This window comes from Thioalkalivibrio sp. ALMg11, from assembly GCF_000377905.1.
In the GTDB taxonomy this organism is placed as follows: Bacteria; Pseudomonadota; Gammaproteobacteria; order Ectothiorhodospirales; family Ectothiorhodospiraceae; genus Thioalkalivibrio.
Map to the genome: position 1 here is coordinate 372,737 of NZ_KB898871.1, position 18,355 is coordinate 391,091.

The window sequence follows — 18,355 nt, forward strand, 5'->3', positions numbered from 1 at the left end:
GCCGCCGTGACCGTGACGGACACCATCGTCGCGGTCGCCACCCCGCCGGGGGTCGGCGGTATCGGCGTGGTCCGCCTGTCGGGTCCGCAGGCCCGGCCCATCGCGCGGCGCCTGACCGGACGCGAGGTCTTGCGCCCGCGCCACGCCCACTACGGTGGTTTCCTCGATCCAGTCAGTGGCGAGGCCCTGGACGACGGCCTGATCCTGTTCTTTCCGGGACCGCACTCCTACACCGGCGAAGACGTGATCGAGTTGCAGGGCCACGGAAGCCCCGTCCTGCTGGAGGCGATCGTCGCCGCCGCGGTGGACCTCGGCGCGCGTCGTGCCCGACCGGGGGAGTTCACCGAGCAGGCCTTCCTCAACGGCCGCCTCGACCTGGCGCAGGCGGAGGCGGTGGCCGATCTGATCCACGCCCAGACCGAGCAGGCCGCCAGGCTTGCGCGCTCCAGCCTGGACGGAGCCCTGGCGACCGAACTCGAACCGGTCTCGCGCGCCATCCGCGACATGCGTGTGATCATGGAGGCGGAGATCGACTTCGGCGAGACCGACCTCGAGTCGGAGGCCGCCGCCGATATCGCACGCCGCGCCGATATCCTCCACACGACCATCCGCGAACTCCTCGAACGCCTGCGGCCGGCGCGTTACTTTGCCCAGGGGTTGCGCCTGGCCCTGGTCGGCGCCCCGAATGTCGGCAAGTCCAGCGTGATGAACCGTCTGGCCGAGAGCGAGGTCGCGATCGTCACCGACCGCCCCGGGACCACTCGCGACGTCCTGCGTTCGCCGATTGCGATCCACGGGATTCCGGTCGAACTGATCGACACCGCTGGCCTGCACGCGAGTGAGGATCCGGTGGAGAAAATCGGCATGGAGCGGGCGCGGGAGGCGGCCACCGGGGCCGACTTGATCCTTGAGCTGCGCGATCTCACTCGTCCGGAGGCCGCCCCGGACCTTGCGGCCCCGGCGGAAATCCCGCGACTGACTGTCTGGAACAAGATCGACTGCATTGCCGACCCGACCCGAGCGGAGCACGGGCTCATGATCTCTGCACGGACCGGGGCCGGGATCGACGCGCTCAAGCAGGCGATCGTCGAGCGCCTGGGCGTGAGCGAGGGTGGCCAGCAACGCTTCAGCGTGCGCGCGCGCCATCTGGACGGCCTGCGTACGACGGCCACGCATCTCGCCGCGATCGACGCCGCCGCGCCCCCGGACCTGATCGCCGAGGAGTTGCGTCTGGCCGAACGCGCCCTGGACGCGCTCCTTGGCCGCCAGGACCACGAGGCCCTGCTGGGCGAGATCTTCGCCGGTTTCTGCATCGGCAAGTAGACGCGCAGCCCTCTGCGCGATCAGGGTTTCGCAAGGGCTCCGTTGACCGCGTGGCCCGACTCACCGTCATTGCGAGCGAAGCGACGCAATCTCCGGAAGCTGGCATAACGTCGCGCCTTGAAATGCGGTGGTCGCCGCGGCCCCTTCGGGGTCTCGCAATGACGGGGCAAACGATGTGCCCCTCTCATTTCTTACTGTGGCAGAAACGCACCGCAGCGCGATCGCGGACCTGCGAGCGGTTGCTGGCGGGCACCCGGAAAACCGTCTGCCGCCAGGGCCGCTTCGCGCCCGTGTAACTCCCTGCTAGAATTCCGTTTTTCGCGCCCTGTACGCAGGTGGGCGTGGATCGCACTCACAGGCCGGACCATCGGCCGGGATAGCAGGACCATGGCGAACTCCTTCGATGTCATCGTGATTGGCGGCGGACACGCCGGCACCGAGGCCGCGCTGGCCGCGGCGCGCGGCGGTGCGCGCACGCTTCTGCTGACCCACAACATCGAGACCATCGGCCAGATGAGCTGCAACCCGGCCATCGGCGGGATCGGCAAGGGCCACCTGGTCAAGGAGATCGATGCCCTGGGTGGCGTGATGGCCCGCGCGGCGGACGCCGCCGGTATCCATTTCCGCATCCTCAACCGGCGCAAGGGCCCGGCGGTGCGAGCGACCCGCGCCCAGTCCGACCGGCAGCTCTACCGCCAGGCCATTCGCCAGTTCGTCGAGGCCGAGCCGAACCTGCAGATCTTCCAGCAGCCGGTGGCCGATATCATCCTCGACGGCGACCGGGTCACCGGGGTGGTGACCGAGGCCGGGATTGCGTTCGACGCCCGCGCCGTGGTGCTGACCGTTGGGACCTTCCTCAATGGCCAGATGCACACGGGGCTCACGCAGCAGCCGGGCGGGCGCGCGGGCGACCCGCCGAGTGTGCGGCTGGCGGCGCGCCTGCGCGAGATGGCCTTTGCGGTCGGGCGGCTCAAGACCGGTACCCCGCCGCGCATCGACGGGCGCAGCGTGGATTTCTCCCGGCTCGAGCCGCAGCCGGGCGACGACCCGCGCCCGGTGTTCTCGTTCACGGGTTCCACGGACGATCACCCGGCGCAGCGCCCCTGCCATATCGCACGTACCAGCGAGAAGACCCACGATCTGATCCGGGCGAACCTGGACCAGGCGCCGATGTACAGCGGCCAGATCGACAGCACCGGCCCGCGCTACTGCCCGTCGATCGAGGACAAGGTGGTGCGCTTTGCCGACAAGACCAGCCACCAGGTCTTTGTCGAGCCGGAAGGGCTCACCACCCACGAGCTATACCCCAACGGGATCTCGACCTCCCTGCCGTATGCGATCCAGGTGCCGTTGGTGCAGAGCATTGCCGGTTTCGAGAACGCGCGCATCACGCGCCCGGGCTACGCGATCGAATACGACTACTTCGATCCGCGCGGCCTGCGCCCGAGCCTGGCGACCCGCGAGATCGGCAATCTGTTCTTCGCCGGCCAGATCAACGGCACCACCGGCTACGAGGAGGCCGCCGCCCAGGGCCTGGTCGCCGGGCTCAACGCCGCGCGACTGGTGCAGGAGGCCGCGCCGTGGATCCCGCAGCGTTCCGAGGCCTATATCGGGGTGCTGATCGACGACCTGGTGACCCGCGGCACCCAGGAGCCCTACCGCATGTTCACCTCGCGCGCCGAGTACCGCCTGCTGCTGCGCGAGGACAACGCCGATCTGCGCCTGACCCCGGTGGGCCGCGAGTTCGGGCTGGTCGACGATGCCCGCTGGGCGCGCTTCGAGACCCGCGCCGCCGCCATCGAGACCGAGATGAGCCGACTCGGAAAAACCCGTCCGGACCGCGACCAGCGAAGCCGCCCGGGCCTGATCGAGTTGCTGGGCAAGTCGCCGGATCCGGATGCCACGCTGCTCGACCTGCTGCGCCGCCCCGAGGCCGATTACGATGGGTTGATGCATGCGCTGCCCGAGCTCGACGCCGGTTGTGCCGCGGACGTGCGCGAGCAGGCGGAGATCCAGGCCAAGTACGCCGGCTACATCGAGCGCCAGCAGGCCGAAATCGACCGCCAGGCAAAGGCCGAGCAGACGGCCCTCCCGGACAGCCTCGACTACGCCCGGGTCCACGGGCTGTCGAACGAGATCCGCCAGAAGCTGGCGGAATTCCGCCCCCACACCCTGGCCCAGGCGCAGCGCATCCCGGGCGTAACCCCGGCCGCGCTGTCGGCTTTGGCCGTGCACCTGAAGCAGCGCGCCAGTGGCGAGTAACGACTGGCGTGCGGTCCTCGCCGCGGAGGCCGGGGACTGGGCGCTGGACCCACCGGCCATCGAGGCCCTGGCGATTTATCTGGAACAGCTCGGGCGCTGGAACCGCGTGCACAACCTGACTGCGGTGCGTGACCCCGCGCAGTGGATTCGCCGGCATATCCTCGACAGCCTGACGTTGCGCCCGTATCTTCACGGGGACCGGGTGCTGGATGTCGGGACCGGTGCCGGGCTGCCCGGTTACGTGCTCGCGGCCACCGAGCGCGAACGCGGATTCTGCCTGCTCGACAGCGCGGCCAAGCGCATCCGTTTCCTGCGTAACGTGATCGGACTCGCCCGGCTGTCCGGGGTCGAGGCCGTGCATGTGCGGATCGAGGACTTTCAGCCCTCCGCGCCCTACACCACCGTGCTGGCGCGGGCGTTCAAGGCCCCGGCCGACATGGTCGCGCGGGTTGCGCCGCAGGTCGCGGACGGCGGGCGGGTGCTGGCCATGCTGGGTCAGCGCTCGGTAGCGGACGAGCCGCTTCCCGCGCCGTGGTCGTACCGGCGCGTGGACCCGGTTACCATTCCCGGCGAGACCGCCGAGCGGCACATCGCCATTATCGAGAGAGCCGACCCGTGACCGATACGCTGGCTATCACCAATCAGAAGGGCGGAGTGGGCAAGACCACCACCTGCGTGAACCTTGCCGCCTCGCTCGCCCGGCTGGGCAAGCGCGTGCTGGTGGTGGACATGGACCCGCAGGGCAACGCGACCACCGGTTCGGGCGTCGACAAGCACGCCGATGACCCAACATCCTGCGAGGTCCTGCTGGGCCAGGCCACGGTGGCCGAGGCCGCCCACCGGGTGGAGGCCGGCTATGACCTCGTCCCGGCCAACGGCGACCTGACTGTGGCCGAGGTGCGGCTGATGGAGGCCGAGCGCCGTGAGTACCGGCTGCAGGAGGCGCTGGCACCGGCCAGGGCAAATTACGATCACATCCTGGTCGACTGTCCGCCGTCGCTGAACCTCCTGACCGTCAACGGCCTGGTCGCCGCCGATGGTGTGGTCATCCCGATGCAGTGCGAGTACTACGCACTCGAGGGGCTGACCGCCCTGATGCGCACCATCGAGAGCATCCAGCGCGGGCCCAACCCGAAGCTGCGCATCTCGGGCTTGCTGCGCACCATGTTCGATCCGCGCAACCGCCTGTCCGGCGATGTCTCCGCCCAGCTCACCGGCCACTTCGGCGACCGTGTGTTCCGCACCGTGATCCCGCGCAACATCCGCCTGGCCGAGGCCCCCAGTTTTGGCCAGCCGGCCTTGTTGTATGATGCCTCCTCGCGCGGGGCGGTAGCGTACCTCGCCCTGGCCGGCGAGATGCTGCGGCGCTGATCGCCAGCCCGCCCCCCTTACCGACTGCCTGCAGGAACGATCGACCATGGCGAAACGAGGATTGGGCCGAGGCCTGGATGCCCTGCTCTCCGGCGCCCAGGCCGGTGGTGACGAAAGCGACAGCCTGGAGCAGCTCCCGGTCGAGCAGATCCGGCGCGGGAAGTACCAGCCCCGGGTGCATATGGCGGAGGCGGCACTGGCCGAACTGGCGGACTCGATCCGTGCCCAGGGCATCGTGCAGCCAGTGGTCGTGCGGCGCCTGGACGACGGCTATGAACTGATCGCCGGCGAGCGCCGCTGGCGTGCCGCCCAGATCGCGGGCCTGGAGACCGTCCCGGCGGTGGTCCGCGATATCCCCGATCAGGCCGCTGCGGCGATGGCGCTGATCGAGAACATCCAGCGCGAGGATCTGAACCCGCTGGAAGAGGCGCAGGCCATCCGCCGCCTGATCGGCGAATTCGAGATGACCCACCAGGCCGCGGCCGAGGCCGTCGGCCGCTCGCGCACTGCGGTCACCAACCTGCTGCGCCTGCTGGAACTCCACGACACGGTGAAGGACCACGTCAACGAGGGGCGCCTGGAGATGGGCCACGCCCGCTGCCTGCTGGCGCTACCGCTGGACGACCAGCCCGGCGTGGCCGCGACCGTGGTCAAGCGCGGGCTCTCGGTGCGTGCGACCGAGCAGCTGGTCAAGAAGGTCCTCGCCGCGACCCCGGAGCCCAAGAAGGACGCCGGACCCTCGCCGGAGGTGCGGCAGCTGGAGAGTCGTCTCTCCGACCAGCTGGGTGCCGCGGTGCAGGTTCGCTACAACCGTCAGGGCAAAGGCCGCCTGGTCATCGAATACAACAGCCTCGACGAGCTCGACGGGATTCTCGCCCACATCCAGTAACCGCCTGAGCGGCACACCGGATTGCCCTGAACACCGTTTGACGCAGTACAAGCCCGCTCTTATACTACGCCCACTTTTTGGGAGAGGGGTGGGTGTGCCCATCCGCTGAATGACACCGCGACGCTTCAGACACGCCTTACAATCGCTGGGTCTGCAGCTCGCCTTGACGCTGATACTGTCGGGCCTGCTTCTGGCCCTGTTCCCCCCGATCGTGGCGATCTCGGCCGCGGTGGGCGGCATGACCGCGACCCTCGGCAACGCCGTGGCCGCGGTTGTCGTGTTTCGCGCCTACCGTTCCGATCAGGTGGGCTCGCTGACCGCCCGCATGATGGGCGCCCAGATGGGACGACTGGCAATCATCGCGGTGGCATTCGGGGTGGCGTTCGCTTACCTGGACGAGCCGGATCTACTGGCCCTGTTCGGCATCTTCCTCCTGGTGCATCTGGCCCCCTTGTGGTGGCTGCACCGGGTTTCTGATCAAGCAATGACGAGATAACTGCATGGCTTCAGAAAGCGGACTGCCTACGATGGAAGAGCACATTGCTCACCATCTGACGAATCTTACCTTCGGGCTCCATCCCGAAAAGGGAATGAGCTTCGCCACCACCAGCACCGAAGCCGCCGAAATGGGCTTCTGGGCGATCCACGTCGACTCCATGCTGTGGTCGATTGCGCTCGGGCTGCTGTTCATCCTCACGTTCCGTGCCGCGGCCAAGAAGGTCACCGCCGGCGTCCCGGGTGGCTGGCAGAATTTCGTCGAAATGATGATGGACTTTGTCAACGACAACGTCCGTGGCTCGTTCAAGCACAAGAACGACATGGTCGCGCCACTCGCGCTGACCATTTTCGTCTGGATCTTCCTGCTCAACCTGATGGACCTGGTGCCGGTCGACCTGATCCCGCACATCGCCTATCTGCTGGGCATTCCCTACTTCAAGATCGTCCCGACCACGGATATCAACGTGACCGCGGGCCTGGCGCTCGGTGTGTTCATCCTGATCATCTACTACTCGCTCAAGATCAAGGGTCCGGTAGGGTTTATCAAGGAACTGACGGGCATCCCGTTCCAGACCAACATCGTGTACATCAAGCCGTTCTTCTGGGTGATCAACTTCGTGCTGGAGTTCATCAACCTGCTGGCCAAGCCGGCCTCGCTCGCCCTGCGACTGTTCGGCAACCTGTACGCCGCGGAGATGATCTTCATCCTGATCGGTGTCATGTACTCTGCGGGCCTGATCCTGGGTCTGGCCGGCGGTGTACTGCACGTGGGCTGGGCGATCTTCCACATCCTCGTGGTGCCGCTGCAGGCCTTCATCTTCATGGTGCTGACCGTCGTCTACATCGACATGGCGTACAGCGAAGACCACTGATTTCGACTTTCCTATTCAACTGACTGTTTCAACACTCGACTGGAGATACAAAAATGGAAATGGCTAACGCTCTGATCGTCCTGGCTGGCTCGCTGCTTCTGGGTCTGGCCGCTGTCGGCGCCGCCATCGGCGTGGGTACCCTGGGTGGTCGCTTCCTGGAAGGCGCCGCGCGTCAGCCGGAACTGATCCCGATGCTGCGCACCCAGTTCTTCATCGTGATGGGCCTGACTGACGCCGTGCCGATGATCGGCGTGGGTATCGGCCTGTACGTCCTGTTCGCCCTGGGTTAATAAGGCTGAGCGAGTCCCGAGGTTCCCTCCACTCGTCCAACCTGAGGTAGCAGGATGAATATCAATCTGACCATCATTGGCCAGCTGCTCGCGTTCAGCGTCTTCGTGTGGTTCACGATGCGCTACGTCTGGCCGCCCATATCCGCCGCCCTGGAAGAACGTCGCAAGAAAATTGCCGACGGTCTGGCTGCAGCGGAACGGGGCGAGAAAGAGCAGGAGCTCGCCCAGGAGCGTGCGACCGAGGTCCTCAAGGAGGCCAAGCAGCAGGCCAACGAGATCGTGGCCTCTGCGCAGAAGCGCGCCAACGACGTGGTTGAGGAAAGCAAGTCCACGGCCCACGAAGAAGGCGAACGCATCAAGCAGGCAGCCCACGCCGAGATCGAGCAGGAGATCAACCGCGCGAAGGAAGATCTGCGCAAGCAGGTTTCCGAGCTGGCGGTTGCCGGTGCCGAGCAGATCCTGGCCAAGGAAATCGACGCCAAGGCGCACGGCGATCTGCTCAAGAAGCTCTCGGCCAAGCTGTAAGGAGACATTATGTCAGACCTGATTTCGGTCGCCCGACCCTACGCTCGCGCAGCTTTCGAGCGGGCCCGCGAGGCCAACGATCTCGCCGGCTGGGCCGAGCAGCTCGAATTGCTGGCGGCAATCGCCCGCGATTCGCAGATGCACAGTCTCCTCTCCAACCCGCGGGTCCCGCGGCCGGACCGGGCACAGCTCGTGCTCGACGTGGCCGGTGACAAGGTCGGGCCCGAGGCGGGGAACCTGGTTCGCCTGCTGGCCGAAAACGGCCGCCTGCCGGCCCTCCACGCCGTGAGCGAAGCCTTTGCCGAATTGAAGGCCGCGGCCGAGCACCGCGTCCATGCCGACGTGACCGCCTTTCGTAAGCTCACCCAGGCGCAGGAGACAGAGATCCACGACGCCCTGGCCAAGGGCCTGGGCTGCGAAGTCGATCTCGAGCATTCGGTCGACAGCGCCCTTCTTGGAGGGGCCATCATCCGCGCCGGCGACCTGGTAATCGACGGCTCCGTGCGAGGCCAGCTGAACCGCCTGGCTGCCAATTTGAGTCGCTAAGAGGATATTTAACATGCAACTGAATCCCTCCGAGATCAGTGATCTGATCAAACAGCGCATCGAGAAATTCGATGCCTCTTCCGAGGCCTCCAACGAGGGCACCGTGGTCAGCGTGACCGACGGTATCGCTCGCGTCCACGGCCTCGGCGACGTCATGCAAGGCGAGATGCTCGAATTCCCGGGCGACACCTTCGGCATGGCGCTCAACCTTGAACGCGACTCCGTGGGTGTCGTGATCCTGGGCGACTACAAGCACATCTCCGAGGGCCAAACGGTCAAGTGCACCGGCCGTATCCTCGAAGTCCCGGTCGGCGAAGCGCTGCTGGGCCGCGTCGTGGATTCCCTGGGCCGCCCGATCGACGGTAAGGGTCCGATCGAAAGCGACCTCAGCAGCCCGATCGAGAAGATCGCGCCCGGTGTCATCGAGCGCAAGTCGGTCGATCAGCCGCTGCAGTCCGGTATCAAGGCGATCGATGCCATGGTCCCGGTCGGCCGCGGCCAGCGCGAGCTGATCATCGGCGACCGCCAGACCGGCAAGACCGCGGTTGCGATCGACGCGATCATTAACCAGAAGGACTCCGGCGTTAAGTGCGTCTACGTCGCGATCGGCCAGAAGGCCTCGGCGGTTGCCTCCGTGGTGGCCAAGCTGGAAGAGGCCGGCGCGATGGAAAACACCATCATCGTTGCCGCCAATGCCTCCGAGTCGGCGGCGCTGCAGTTCATCGCTCCCTATGCCGGTTGCGCGATGGGCGAGTTTTTCCGCGATCGCGGCGAAGACGCCCTGATCGTCTACGATGACCTCACCAAGCAGGCCTGGGCCTACCGTCAGGTGTCCCTGCTGCTGCGTCGTCCGCCGGGCCGTGAAGCCTACCCGGGTGACGTGTTCTACCTGCATTCGCGTCTGCTGGAGCGTGCCTCGCGTGTGAACGCCGAGTACGTCGAAGAGAAGACCAACGGTGAGGTGAAGGGCAAGACCGGTTCTCTGACCGCGCTGCCGATTATCGAGACCCAGGCGGGTGACGTCTCCGCGTTCGTTCCGACCAACGTGATCTCGATCACTGACGGTCAGATCTTCCTCGAGACCGACCTGTTCAACTCCGGTATTCGCCCGGCGATCAATGCCGGTCTGTCGGTGTCCCGAGTCGGTGGTGCCGCCCAGACGAAGATCATCAAGAAGCTGGGTGGCGGCGTGCGTCTGGCGCTGGCCCAGTATCGTGAGCTGGCGGCGTTCTCGCAGTTTGCCTCCGATCTGGACGAACTGACCCGCAAGCAGCTGGATCGCGGCAAGCGCGTGACCGAGCTGATGAAGCAGGGTCAGTACCAGCCGATGTCCATCGGTGAGATGGCCTTTTCGCTGTACGCGGCGAACGAAGGCTTCCTCGATGACGTCGAGGCGGAAAAGATCGTGAGCTTCGAGAAGGAACTGATCGCCTACGCGCGTTCCTCCCAGAAGGAGCTCCTGGACGAAATCAACAGCACTGGCGACTACAACGACTCGATTCAGGACAAGCTGAAAAGCGCCCTGGAAGAGTTCAAGGCCAAGCACAGCTGGTAACGGGAGCACGCAATGGCGGGCACTAAGGAGATCCGGACGCAGATCAAGAGTATCAAGAATACTCAGAAGATCACCAAGGCGATGGAAATGGTCGCCGCGTCCAAGATGCGCAAGGCCCAGGACCGCATGCAGGAGTCCCGGCCCTACGCACAGAAGATCCACGACGTGATCGGTCACGTCGCCATGGCGAATGCGGAGTACAAGCATCCGTTCATGGTCGAACGCGAGGTCAAGCGCGTGGCGCTGATCATCGTGTCGACCGACCGTGGGCTTTGCGGCGGGTTGAACACCAACCTGTTCAAAAAGGCCGTGATCGAGATGCGTCGCTACCGCGACGAAGGCGTCGAGGTCGATCTGTGCGTGATCGGGAGCAAGGCGCTGCAGTTCTTCAAGCGCCTGGGCGGCAACATCGTGGCCGAGTCCAAGGATCTCGGAGACCGTCCGCACATCAACGACTTGATCGGTTCGGTCAAGGTGGTGCTGGACAACTTCCGCGACGGCAAGGTCGATCGCGTGGTGCTTCTCGAGAACAAGTTCGTCAACACCATGACGCAGCAGGCCCAGGCCACGCAGTTGCTGCCGACGGCGCCGAGTAGGGACGAATCGCTCAAGCACCACTGGGATTACATCTACGAGCCCGACACGCATCCGGTGATGGATACGCTGCTCGAGCGCTATGTCGAGTCCCTGATCTATCAGGCGGTGGTCGAGAACGTGGCCTGCGAGATGGCCGCACGCATGGTCGCGATGAAGTCGGCCTCCGACAACGCTGGCACGATGATCAAGGACCTGCAGCTCGTCTACAACAAGGCGCGCCAGGCTGCGATCACCCAGGAGATCTCCGAGATCGTCGGCGGCGCGGCTGCGGTCTAGCGCCCGCCGGCACGAATCGGTCGACTCGGCACGAATTACGACTTACGAGGATGAACAAATGAGTTCTGGAAAGATTGTCGAAATCATCGGCGCCGTCGTGGACGTGGAATTCCCCCACGGCGAAGTGCCCAAGATCTACGACGCCCTGACCCTGGAAAACGGCCTGACCCTGGAAGTCCAGCAGCAGCTGGGCGACGGCGTGGTACGTACCATCGCCATGGGCACGACCGAGGGCGTGAAGCGTCAGACGGCGGTCACCGCGACCGGCAAGCCGATCTCCGTGCCGGTCGGCCAGGGGACCCTGGGCCGCGTGATGGACGTCCTCGGCCGTCCGGTGGACAACGCCGGCGATGTGGAAGCCCAGGAAACCTGGTCGATCCACCGCTCTGCCCCGGCATTTGACGAGCAGGCGGGTTCCACCGAGCTTCTGGAAACCGGCATCAAGGTCATCGACCTGCTGTGCCCCTTCGCCAAGGGCGGCAAGGTCGGCCTGTTCGGTGGTGCCGGCGTGGGCAAGACCGTGAACATGATGGAGCTGATCCGTAACATCGCGATCGAGCACTCCGGTTACTCGGTGTTCGCCGGTGTCGGGGAGCGTACCCGTGAGGGCAACGACTTCTACCACGAGATGAAGGACTCCAACGTCCTCGACAAGGTGGCCCTGGTCTATGGCCAGATGAACGAGCCGCCGGGCAACCGCCTGCGTGTCGCGCTGACCGGTCTGACCATGGCCGAATTCTTCCGTGAAGAAGGCCGTGACGTCCTGATGTTCATTGACAACATCTACCGTTACACCCTGGCCGGTACCGAGGTCTCCGCGCTGCTGGGCCGCATGCCCTCCGCGGTGGGCTATCAGCCGACCCTGGCCGAAGAGATGGGGGTTTTGCAGGAACGCATCACCTCGACGAAGAAGGGCTCGATCACCTCGATCCAGGCCGTCTACGTGCCGGCGGATGACTTGACCGACCCGTCCCCCGCCACCACCTTCGCCCACTTGGACGCCACCGTGGTGCTGTCCCGTCAGATCGCCGAGCTGGGCATCTATCCGGCCGTGGACCCGCTGGACTCGACTTCGCGTCAGCTGGACCCGCAGATCATCGGGCAGGAGCACTACGACACCGCGCGGGCCGTGCAGGGTACCCTGCAGCGCTACAAGGAGCTGAAGGACATCATCGCGATCCTCGGCATGGACGAGCTGTCGGAAGACGACAAGCTGGCCGTGGCCCGTGCGCGAAAGATCCAGCGCTACTTGTCGCAGCCGTTCTTTGTGGCGGAGGTATTCACCGGGGCCCCGGGTAAGTACGTCTCCCTGAAGGACACCATCCGCGCGTTCAAGGCCATCGTGGACGGCGAATACGATCATCTTCCGGAGCAGGCCTTCTACATGGTCGGCACGATCGAAGAAGCCGTCGAGAAGGCCGAGAAGCTCGGCTAAGGAGTAAGGCGTTATGCCCATGACTATGCATGTGGATGTGGTCAGTGCGGAGGAGTCGATCTACTCCGGTTTGGCCCTGATGATCGCCGCACCCGCCGAAGGGGGCGAGGTCGGCGTGTATGCCGGGCATACGCAGATGCTCGCCCGGCTGAATCCGGGCGAACTGCGCATCCTGGAAAAGGAAGGCGCGGAGCCGCAGCCGGTGTTCGTGTCCGGCGGCATCCTCGAGGTTCAGCCGTACCACGTGACCGTTCTGGCGGACACCGCGGTGCGTGCCAAGGACCTGGACGAGGCCGAGGCCCTCGAGGCGAAGAAGCGTGCGGAGGAGGCCCTGGCCAACTCCAAGGCGGATTTCGACTACGCCAAGGCCCAGGCCGAGCTGGTGGAAGCCGCCGCTCGCTTGCAGATGATCCAGAAGTTGCGTCGGAAATAATCCGGCAAGCTGCAACGGATGACTTACGCTAAGGGCCAACCATCTCGGTTGGCCCTTTATCATTGTACCCATGCCTGAAACCAAGCCTCTTCATATCGCGATACTCGCAGCCGGCAAGGGCACGCGCATGCGTTCGCGTCGACCGAAGGTCCTGCAAGCCCTCGCCGGCCGTTCCCTGCTGGCCCATGTCCTGGAAAGAGTCTCGGCGCTGGACGCAGCCGCCTGCCACGTGGTCGTGGGCCACGAGCAGGAACGGGTGCGGGCGGCGTTCGCCGATTCCGCGCAAGCCCTGAACTGGGTCGACCAGGGGGAGCCCCGCGGAACTGGCCACGCAGTGTTCCGCGCCCTAGAAGAAATCCCGGACGCCGCACAGGTCCTGGTGACCTATGGCGACGTGCCCCGCATTCCGATTGCTGACCTTGTGGCCTGTGCCGGCGGCGACGGCGTCACGGTGCTGGCCGCCCGGGTCGTAGATCCGGCTGGCTACGGGCGACTGATTCTTGATTCGTCGGGTCAACTCGAGCGGATCGTCGAGGACAAGGAGGCCAGTGCGGGTGAGCGTGCCGTCGACCTGATCAATACGGGTGTCCTGGCCGCCCCCGCGGGTGACCTGCGGCGATGGCTGGCGGCCTGTGAACCGCCGGCTAACGGGCCACGCGAGTGGTACCTTACCGACGTGGTGGCGGAAGCGCGCGCCGATGGATATGCCGTCGGCGTGGTCGAAAGCGGGGATTCGGCGGCAGTACTCGGGGTGAACGACCGCGAGCAGCTGGCGTTGCAGGAACGTTTATTCCAAGCGGCGCTGGGCTCGGCGTTGATGCGCGAGGGTCTCGGGCTTGCCGACCCCGCGCGGCTGGATGTGCGCGGTGTCCTCAATTTCGGGCGCGACTGCCAGATCGATGTGAACGTCGTGATCGAGGGCTCGGTGACCCTAGCGGACGATGTTTATATCGGGCCCGGTTGCGTGCTGCGGGACTGCGACATCGGGTCCGGCACGCAGATCGCGGCCCATTGCGTCCTCGAGGGGGTGCGGGTTCATGCAGAGGCACGGATCGGGCCGTTCGCCCGCCTGCGGCCGGGCACCGAACTGGGGACCGGGGCGCGCGTCGGCAACTTCGTCGAGATCAAGAATGCCACCTTGGGTCCCGGGGCCAAGGCCAACCACCTGACATACGTCGGCGACGCCCATGTGGGCGCCGGTGCCAATCTGGGCGCGGGCACCATAACGTGCAACTATGATGGCGCCAACAAGCATCGCACCGAAATCGGCGAACGCGCCTTTATCGGCTCCAATACGGCATTGGTTGCGCCGATCCGCATCGGGGACGACGCGACCGTTGGCGCAGGGTCGACCCTGTCCGACGACGTCGAGGCGGGGGCTCTTGCGCTGACTCGCGCCCGACTCCGCGCGATCCGCGACTGGCCGCGCCCGAAGAAGAGCGGTAACCACAAGGAGAAGTAATCGATGTGCGGTCTGGTTGCAGGCATTGGCGAACGAAACCTGGTCCCGGTCCTGGTCGAGGGTCTGCATCGACTGGAATACCGCGGCTATGATTCCGCTGGGGTGGCCGTGGTCAACGCCCATGCCCTGTCGGACGTGCGCGCCATCGGCAAGGTCGCAGCCCTGCAGCAACGGATCCACACCGCGGGGCTGGAGGGGCCGGTGGGCATCGCCCACACGCGCTGGGCCACGCACGGCGCCCCCACCGAAGAGAATGCCCATCCCCACCGTTCGCGCGACGGCCGCGTGGCCATCGTGCACAACGGCATCATCGAGAACCACGCAGACCTGCGTTCCCGGCTCGACGCCGCCGGTTGGCCCTGCGTATCGGCGACCGACAGCGAGGTCATCGCCCATCGTCTCGAGCAGGCCCTTGCGGCAGGGTCGTCGCCGCTGGAGGCGACGCGCAGCGCCTGCGCCGAGCTTCATGGGGCCTACGCGATTGCGGCGGTCTTTGCCGATTTCCCCGACGAACTGATCGTTGCCCGTTCCGGGAGCCCGGTCCTCCTGGGCCTGGGTATTGGCGAGACCTTCGCCGCCTCCGACGTGCAGGCCCTGCTTCCGGTCACCCAGCGGTTCGTCGACCTCGAAGACGGCGACATCGCCCGGCTTACGCGCGACGGAGTGGAGATCCAGAACGCCCGCGGAGAACCGGTCGAGCGCGGCATCCGCGAGAGTCGTTGCCAGGTCAGCATCGCCGACCGTGGCGAGTACCGCCACTTCATGCTCAAGGAGATCTACGAGCAACCCCACGCCCTGGAGCAAACGCTGTCCGGCCGCCTGGGCGACACTGGCATCCTCGAGAACATCCTCGGGCCCGGTAGCGACGAACGTTTGGCCGATGTCGCCGCCGTTCAGATCGTTGCCTGCGGAACGAGTTATCATGCCGGCATGGTCGCGGCCCACTGGATCGAGGAACACCTGGGCCTTCCGGCCCGGGTCGAAGTCGCCAGTGAATATCGCTACCGGCGCCACGTCCTCGCCCCGGGCACCCTGCTGGTTGTGATCTCGCAGTCCGGCGAGACTGCCGATACCCTGGCGGTCCTGCGTCAGTCCCAGGAGGAGCCGTTCCTGGCGCGCCTGGCCATCTGCAATGTCCCCGAAAGCACCATGGCACGGGCGGCTGACCTGGTCCTCATGACGCATGCCGGCCCCGAGATCGGCGTTGCCTCCACCAAGGCGTTTACCACCCAATTGGCGGCTCTGGCCATCCTGGTCCTGTTGCTGGGTCAGGTCGCTACCGCCGCCCGTATGCCCGCCGCCGAGCGGGCCGATGCGGTCGCGGCCCTGCGCAGTCTGCCCGAACAGGTGGCTCGTATCCTCGCGCTCGACACGCCGATCGCCCGAATTGCCGAGGATCTCCTGGAGCGCCAGCATGCGTTGTTCCTCGGGCGTGGGGCGTATTTCCCGATTGCCCTGGAAGGCGCGCTGAAGCTGAAGGAAATCTCCTATATCCACGCCGAGGCCTACCCCTCCGGTGAGCTGAAACACGGTCCGTTGGCGCTCGTGGATACCGAGATGCCGGTGGTGGCGGTCGCCCCGGACGATGCCCAGCTGGAGAAACTGTCCAGCAACCTCCAGGAAGTACGGGCCCGGGGCGGGCAGCTGATCGTCATTGGCGAGTCCAACGCGGCGCGCGCGCTAGCACCCGAAGACACCTGGGTCGGTCTCCCGCAGAACGAGGCCCTCAGCCCCTGGCTGGCGCCAATTCTGTTCACGGTCCCGCTACAGTTGCTGGCTTATCACACGGCCGTGCTGAAGGGCACCGACGTGGATCAGCCGCGCAACCTCGCCAAATCGGTGACCGTGGAGTAGTGCGCGGGGCCCAAACCGTTCATTCCATCAGGACACGCTTGTATTCGCGCCCGGGGTTCGCTAGATTCTTGCGCGCTCGAATAACCTGTCACAGGAGTACCTTATGGATCAGCAAGAGCTCAACAATCGCTGCGTCACCCTGTTCCAGTCCCCGCGAATCCAGACCAAGCTGTGGAACCCCCGCATGTTCTGGGAAGTCGGCCGCAAGCTGAATACCAACCCGGACGAACTGACCGAGCCGAAGGTCGACCTGTGCGAGCTGGAGGTCATGCTCTCCGCTGCTGCCTACGAGCCGTCGAAGTGCGCCGACAACCTGAACCAGCGCGAGGCCGGCCGCGCCGACTTCATCCGTCGCGCGGTCCAGTCCGGCCAGCGCCCGTTCCTGCGCCGCGCGGCCTGATCCACTCCCGGATCATCGCCCGCCAGGACCCGGCCTCGTGCCGGGTCTTTTCGTTTGGGCCTCGCCAAACCTGCTTTTGCACCACAAAGGAGGACACGAAGGGCGCGGAGAAAGCAGGCCACGATCCACGAGGATCCGCATCATGTGGGTAAGGGCTGCTTCGAGCCGCCAGACAGGCGCTCGGCCCCAGCCTGGCTACCGTCCCCGTCCTTCTATGCTTCCCGTGCAGCACGACAGCATGTCTCCGTGTCCTCCTCTGTGGTGTATTCGACATTCTTCGTGCAAACCGCCCTTGACCTTCATTGTGGGCATGCATGTGGTCGAACCCTATTGGCCGCGGGCCTCCAGCCAGAAGGTGACCGGACCGTCGTTAGTCAGACTGACCTGCATGTCTGCCCCGAAACGTCCACTGGCCACAGGCTCATGGCGTTGGCCTGCCCGCCGTACCAGCCACTCGAACAGCGCTGCACCGTGCTCGGGGCTTGCCGATCCGGAAAAGCTCGGCCGCATACCCTTGCGGGTATCGGCTGCCAGGGTGAACTGGGGCACCAGCAGCAGCCCGCCTCCGGTCTCGCCCAGGCTCCGGTTCATTCGGCCCGCCGAGTCCGGGAATACCCGGTATCCTAATAGCCGGTCGAGCATCCGTTCCGCGCTCGCCTCGGTGTCGGTCGGCTCCACGGCCACCAGGGCCACCAGGCCGTTCCCGATCACCCCGACGTCGTCCCCGTCGATGGCGACCCGGGCCGCGCTTGCGCGCTGGATCAGTGCGATCACGCCTGCCGCCTGCCGGTTCCGGGCTCGACGCGCCCGGACAATTCCCCTGCCAGTCGGTCCGTGGCGGCGACCAGCCGGCGCACGATGCCCGGCTCTGCCGCCGAGTGTCCGGCATCCGGCACGATCTCCAGCTGTGCCTGGGGCCAGGCCTGGTGCAGGGCCACCGCCTGATTGACCGGACACACCACGTCGTAGCGCCCGTGCACGATGGTGCCGGGAACCCCCTGCAGCCGGCCGGCATCGCGCAATAGCTGATCGGGTTCCAGGAAGGTGTCGTGAATGAAATAGTGGCACTCCAGCCGGGCGAGGCTCACGGCCACATCCGGCGCCTCGAAGTGTGCGATCACGTCGTCGTTCGGGATCAGGCAGGAGGTGCGCCCCTCCCAGCCCGACCAGGCGCGGGCCGCCGCCTCGCGCACCGCGCGGTCGTCGGCGGTCAGCCGTCGATAGTAGGCGCCCACCATGTCGTCCCGCTCGCCCTCGGGGATCTGCGCCTCGTACTCGGCCCAGGCCTCCGGAAACAGCCGGTCGGCCCCCGATTGGTAGAACCATTGGATATCCTGCGGGCGGCACAGGAAGATCCCGCGCAGCACCAGGCCCAGGATCCGCTCCGGGTGTTTCTGGGCATAGGCCAGCCCGAGGGTCGAGCCCCAGGACCCGCCAAATACCACCCAGCGCTCGATCCCCAGGTGCTCGCGCAGGCGCTCAATGTCCGCGACCGCGTGCCAGGTCGTGTTCGCCTCGAGGCTTGCGTGCGGGGTCGAGCGTCCACAGCCGCGCTGGTCGAACAACACGATGCGGTAGCGTTCCGGATCGTAGAAGCGGCGGTGCCAGCTTTCGCAACCCGAGCCCGGTCCGCCATGCAGAAACACGACGGGTATCCCCTCCGGATTGCCGCATTCCTCGAAGTACAGCTCGTGGCCGTCGCCAACCTGCAGGCGACCCATACCGTGGGGCTCGATCTCGGGATACAGCGCGTCCATGGAAGCCCTC

The 18,355-nt window shown here is 65.9% G+C and carries 19 protein-coding genes; 17 read left to right on the top strand and 2 right to left on the bottom strand.

Annotation, left to right across the window (positions count from 1 at the left end; genetic code table 11):
• Positions 1-6 precede the first annotated feature (6 nt).
• From mnmE to D578_RS0101850, 17 genes are all read left to right on the top strand, one after another.
• The gene (gene mnmE / locus D578_RS0101770; RefSeq protein ID WP_018948300.1) at positions 7-1,323 is read left to right on the top strand and encodes a tRNA uridine-5-carboxymethylaminomethyl(34) synthesis GTPase MnmE; all 1,317 of its coding nucleotides are present in this window, start codon (positions 7-9) and stop codon (positions 1,321-1,323) included.
• Positions 1,324-1,710: 387 nt separating this feature from the next.
• Positions 1,711-3,585 (top strand): tRNA uridine-5-carboxymethylaminomethyl(34) synthesis enzyme MnmG, encoded by a 1,875-nt coding sequence (gene mnmG / locus D578_RS0101775; RefSeq protein WP_018948301.1) that lies wholly within the window; start codon positions 1,711-1,713, stop codon positions 3,583-3,585.
• Positions 3,575-4,204 carry a 16S rRNA (guanine(527)-N(7))-methyltransferase RsmG gene (gene rsmG, locus D578_RS0101780; protein WP_018948302.1) on the top strand — a complete coding sequence of 210 codons (630 nt, stop codon included), beginning with the start codon at positions 3,575-3,577 and terminating at the stop codon, positions 4,202-4,204. Before mnmG ends, rsmG begins: the two co-directional genes overlap by 11 nt.
• The gene (locus D578_RS0101785) at positions 4,201-4,956 is read left to right on the top strand and encodes a ParA family protein (RefSeq protein ID WP_018168793.1); all 756 of its coding nucleotides are present in this window, start codon (positions 4,201-4,203) and stop codon (positions 4,954-4,956) included. The genes rsmG and D578_RS0101785 overlap by 4 nt, the downstream gene beginning before the upstream one ends.
• 46 nt (positions 4,957-5,002) lie before the next feature.
• Entirely contained in the window at positions 5,003-5,845 is an 843-nt protein-coding gene (locus D578_RS0101790) for a ParB/RepB/Spo0J family partition protein (RefSeq protein ID WP_026289123.1), read from the top strand.
• Between the two features lie 109 nt (positions 5,846-5,954).
• On the top strand, positions 5,955-6,341 hold the full coding sequence (locus D578_RS0101795; protein WP_018948304.1) for an ATP synthase subunit I: 387 nt from the start codon (positions 5,955-5,957) through the stop codon (positions 6,339-6,341).
• Between the two features lie 31 nt (positions 6,342-6,372).
• Positions 6,373-7,215: a F0F1 ATP synthase subunit A gene (gene atpB, locus D578_RS0101800; protein ID WP_026287973.1), complete on the top strand. Its 843-nt coding sequence runs from the start codon at positions 6,373-6,375 to the stop codon at positions 7,213-7,215.
• A gap of 53 nt (positions 7,216-7,268) precedes the next feature.
• The gene (gene atpE / locus D578_RS0101805; RefSeq protein WP_012983953.1) at positions 7,269-7,505 is read left to right on the top strand and encodes a F0F1 ATP synthase subunit C; all 237 of its coding nucleotides are present in this window, start codon (positions 7,269-7,271) and stop codon (positions 7,503-7,505) included.
• 54 nt (positions 7,506-7,559) lie between these two features.
• Positions 7,560-8,030, top strand: coding sequence for a F0F1 ATP synthase subunit B (locus D578_RS0101810; RefSeq protein WP_018948305.1), 471 nt, complete (start codon positions 7,560-7,562; stop codon positions 8,028-8,030).
• A 9-nt stretch (positions 8,031-8,039) separates the two neighbouring features.
• Positions 8,040-8,576, top strand: a complete 537-nt coding sequence (locus tag D578_RS0101815) for a F0F1 ATP synthase subunit delta (RefSeq protein WP_018948306.1) — start codon at positions 8,040-8,042, stop codon at positions 8,574-8,576.
• Between the two features lie 13 nt (positions 8,577-8,589).
• Entirely contained in the window at positions 8,590-10,131 is a 1,542-nt protein-coding gene (gene atpA, locus D578_RS0101820) for a F0F1 ATP synthase subunit alpha (protein WP_018948307.1), read from the top strand.
• A 12-nt stretch (positions 10,132-10,143) separates the two neighbouring features.
• Positions 10,144-11,004 carry a F0F1 ATP synthase subunit gamma gene (atpG, locus tag D578_RS0101825; protein ID WP_018948308.1) on the top strand — a complete coding sequence of 287 codons (861 nt, stop codon included), beginning with the start codon at positions 10,144-10,146 and terminating at the stop codon, positions 11,002-11,004.
• A 58-nt stretch (positions 11,005-11,062) separates the two neighbouring features.
• Positions 11,063-12,439 carry a F0F1 ATP synthase subunit beta gene (atpD, locus tag D578_RS0101830; RefSeq protein ID WP_018948309.1) on the top strand — a complete coding sequence of 459 codons (1,377 nt, stop codon included), beginning with the start codon at positions 11,063-11,065 and terminating at the stop codon, positions 12,437-12,439.
• Positions 12,440-12,452: 13 nt separating this feature from the next.
• Positions 12,453-12,872, top strand: a complete 420-nt coding sequence (locus D578_RS0101835; RefSeq protein WP_018948310.1) for a F0F1 ATP synthase subunit epsilon — start codon at positions 12,453-12,455, stop codon at positions 12,870-12,872.
• A 127-nt stretch (positions 12,873-12,999) separates the two neighbouring features.
• Positions 13,000-14,334, top strand: coding sequence for a bifunctional UDP-N-acetylglucosamine diphosphorylase/glucosamine-1-phosphate N-acetyltransferase GlmU (gene glmU / locus D578_RS0101840; RefSeq protein ID WP_018948311.1), 1,335 nt, complete (start codon positions 13,000-13,002; stop codon positions 14,332-14,334).
• 3 nt (positions 14,335-14,337) lie between these two features.
• A complete protein-coding gene (gene glmS, locus D578_RS0101845; RefSeq protein WP_018948312.1) occupies positions 14,338-16,188 on the top strand; it encodes a glutamine--fructose-6-phosphate transaminase (isomerizing) in 1,851 nt (616 codons plus the stop codon).
• A gap of 103 nt (positions 16,189-16,291) precedes the next feature.
• Entirely contained in the window at positions 16,292-16,588 is a 297-nt protein-coding gene (locus D578_RS0101850; RefSeq protein WP_018144945.1) for a hypothetical protein, read from the top strand.
• Positions 16,589-16,915: 327 nt separating this feature from the next.
• Here the strand turns inward: D578_RS0101850 and dtd are convergent, their stop codons facing one another.
• Positions 16,916-17,362 (bottom strand): D-aminoacyl-tRNA deacylase, encoded by a 447-nt coding sequence (gene dtd, locus D578_RS0101855; RefSeq protein WP_018948313.1) that lies wholly within the window; start codon positions 17,360-17,362, stop codon positions 16,916-16,918.
• Positions 17,359-18,345, bottom strand: a complete 987-nt coding sequence (pip, locus tag D578_RS0101860; RefSeq protein WP_018948314.1) for a prolyl aminopeptidase — start codon at positions 18,343-18,345, stop codon at positions 17,359-17,361. The genes dtd and pip overlap by 4 nt, the downstream gene beginning before the upstream one ends.
• Positions 18,346-18,355 lie beyond the last annotated feature (10 nt).

Bases quoted from the DNA above. Each gene is read 5' to 3' on its own strand.
- mnmG (WP_018948301.1), top strand. From the start codon at position 1,711: ATGGCGAACTCCTTCGATGTCATCGTGATTGGCGGCGGACACGCCGGC.
- D578_RS0101790 (WP_026289123.1), top strand. From the start codon at position 5,003: ATGGCGAAACGAGGATTGGGCCGAGGCCTGGATGCCCTGCTCTCCGGC.
- D578_RS0101795 (WP_018948304.1), top strand. From the start codon at position 5,955: ATGACACCGCGACGCTTCAGACACGCCTTACAATCGCTGGGTCTGCAG.
- atpB (WP_026287973.1), top strand. From the start codon at position 6,373: ATGGAAGAGCACATTGCTCACCATCTGACGAATCTTACCTTCGGGCTC.
- atpE (WP_012983953.1), top strand. From the start codon at position 7,269: ATGGAAATGGCTAACGCTCTGATCGTCCTGGCTGGCTCGCTGCTTCTG.
- D578_RS0101810 (WP_018948305.1), top strand. From the start codon at position 7,560: ATGAATATCAATCTGACCATCATTGGCCAGCTGCTCGCGTTCAGCGTC.
- D578_RS0101815 (WP_018948306.1), top strand. From the start codon at position 8,040: ATGTCAGACCTGATTTCGGTCGCCCGACCCTACGCTCGCGCAGCTTTC.
- atpA (WP_018948307.1), top strand. From the start codon at position 8,590: ATGCAACTGAATCCCTCCGAGATCAGTGATCTGATCAAACAGCGCATC.
- atpG (WP_018948308.1), top strand. From the start codon at position 10,144: ATGGCGGGCACTAAGGAGATCCGGACGCAGATCAAGAGTATCAAGAAT.
- atpD (WP_018948309.1), top strand. From the start codon at position 11,063: ATGAGTTCTGGAAAGATTGTCGAAATCATCGGCGCCGTCGTGGACGTG.
- D578_RS0101835 (WP_018948310.1), top strand. From the start codon at position 12,453: ATGCCCATGACTATGCATGTGGATGTGGTCAGTGCGGAGGAGTCGATC.
- glmU (WP_018948311.1), top strand. From the start codon at position 13,000: ATGCGTTCGCGTCGACCGAAGGTCCTGCAAGCCCTCGCCGGCCGTTCC.
- glmS (WP_018948312.1), top strand. From the start codon at position 14,338: ATGTGCGGTCTGGTTGCAGGCATTGGCGAACGAAACCTGGTCCCGGTC.
- D578_RS0101850 (WP_018144945.1), top strand. From the start codon at position 16,292: ATGGATCAGCAAGAGCTCAACAATCGCTGCGTCACCCTGTTCCAGTCC.
- pip (WP_018948314.1), bottom strand. From the start codon at position 18,345: ATGGACGCGCTGTATCCCGAGATCGAGCCCCACGGTATGGGTCGCCTG.